This is a genomic window from Mesorhizobium sp. M2A.F.Ca.ET.037.01.1.1 (assembly GCF_003998075.1).
Taxonomy (GTDB): Bacteria; Pseudomonadota; Alphaproteobacteria; order Rhizobiales; family Rhizobiaceae; genus Mesorhizobium.
Map to the genome: position 1 here is coordinate 1 of NZ_RZSA01001142.1, position 1,909 is coordinate 1,909.

Here is a 1,909-nt window from a genome sequence, read left to right on the forward strand (position 1 = left end):
GCCGGTTTCTGGCCGAGCAGAACTTCCTGGAAATTCTTGATCGCCACCTGGTCGACGAAGTTGCCGAGATTTTCCAGATGCGTCGGCGGCGTCACCATTTCATATTTGGAGCTGTCGCTGAGTTCGGTGAACCAGCCCTTGAACTGCTCGGTCTTGAAATGCGCGTCCTGGTCGGCGCCGTTGTGGATCGGAATGACGCCGACTTCCTTGGCCCATTCCAGATTGTCCTTGGGCGACAGAAGCGTGGCCATCAGCTTCCAGGTCTCGTCCTTGTGCTGCGAGTTGGAGAACATCGCCCAGCCGGCATAGCCCAGCGTCGGATAGGATTTGCCGCTCGGGCCGACCGGCAACGGCGCGACGGCGAAGTCGTCGGCGCTCATCTTGTCGGCGATGCCGAGCAGCGCGTCGGGATCCTGGTTGAGCATGGCGCAGGTGCCGGAATAGAAGCCTGTCACCGTTTCGTTGAAGCCCCAGCTCACGGCATCCTTCGGCGCCAGGCCGTTCTTGTACATGTCGGCCAGCATCTGCAGGCCTTTCACCGAGCCTTCATCATTGATGGTCGAGACACCGTCCTCGGTGAAATAGCCACCCTTGCCGTCGGCGATGTTCATGAACATGTGCATGCCGTTGAAGGCGCCGGGGCCGCCGCGCAGGCAGTAGCCATATTTGCCGGGGATGGCCGAGATCTTCTTGGAGAAGTCGACGAACTCGTCCAGCGTTGCCGGCGGCCGGTCCAGGCCGGCTTCCTTGAACAGCTTCTTGTTCCAGAACAGCGCGTTCACATAATAGCCGTAGGGGATCATGAACTGGGTGTTGTTGACCGTCGAGCCGAACTGCTTGGCGCGGTCGCCGAGCGTCTTGGCGTCATCCCACTTGGCCATGTAGGGGCCGAGATCCTCGAGCTGGCCGTTGTTGGCGTAAAGGCCCATCCAGCGCTCCGGCATCTCGACGACATCGGGCGTGTCGCCGGCCTGCACCATGGTGAGGAATTTTTCGAAGGCCTGGCCCCAGGGCAGCGAGACCACCTCCACCTTGATGCCTGGATTGGCGCTCTCGAATTCGGCGATCTGCTTCTTCAGGAATTCGGTGCGCGGCGGGCTGGTGATGACCTCGACCAGCTTGATGGTGGTGTCGGCCAGCGCGCCGCTGGCGGAGATCGCCAGGCCGGCGACGGCGGCAAGCATGAAGGTCAGTCTTTTCATGTTCAGGACTCCCATTTTGAACACTCGTTATTTTTTTGACTTGTCGAAGGCCTGGGCAATGTCGGCCCAGAGGTCTTCGACATTTTCCAATCCGACATTGAAGCGGATGGTTCGGGGGCTGACGCCGAAGCGCGCCATCGAATTGATGCCCGGCGTCTGCTCGAGCGAGGCCTTTGCCGGCACGACCAGGCTTTCATGGCCGCCCCAGCTGACGCCGATGCGGAAATATTTCAGCGCATCAACGAAGGCCGGGATGTCGACATCCTCGGTGACCTCGAAGGAGAACAGGCCGGCATAGCCGGCTAAGGTCTTCTTGCCGGGATGGTTGGAATAGGCGGGGTGGTTGACGCGCTCGACCTTGCCATGCGCCTTCAGCCGCTCGGCGAGGGTGAGCCCGCTCTTCATGTGATGCGGAAGGCGAAGCGGCAGCGTGCGCAGGCCGCGCAGCAAGAGCCAGCCTTCGAAGGGCGACAGCTTGCCGCCAAGCTGCGAATAGGTCTGCTCGTTGATGTGCTTGATGTGGGCGGCCGAGCCCGCCACCACGCCGGCGACGGTGTCGCTGTGGCCGCTCAGATATTTCGAGGCCGAATGCAGCACCAGGTCGACGCCATGAGAGATCGGCTTCTGGAAGACGGGCGTCGCCCAGGAATTGTCTATCGTAGTGACAATGCCCTGCTCCTTCGCCAGCCGCGTCAGATGCTCGAGAT

The 1,909-nt window shown here is 61.3% G+C and carries 2 protein-coding genes; both read right to left on the bottom strand.

Annotation, left to right across the window (positions count from 1 at the left end; genetic code table 11):
* Nucleotides 1–1,202: sugar ABC transporter substrate-binding protein (locus tag EOA27_RS34385; RefSeq protein ID WP_145970754.1), on the bottom strand; the 1,202-nt coding region annotated here is incomplete at its 3' end.
* A 27-nt stretch (nt 1,203–1,229) separates the two neighbouring features.
* On the bottom strand, nt 1,230–1,909 hold a 680-nt coding region (locus tag EOA27_RS34390; RefSeq protein ID WP_189562255.1), incomplete at its 5' end, for a PLP-dependent transferase.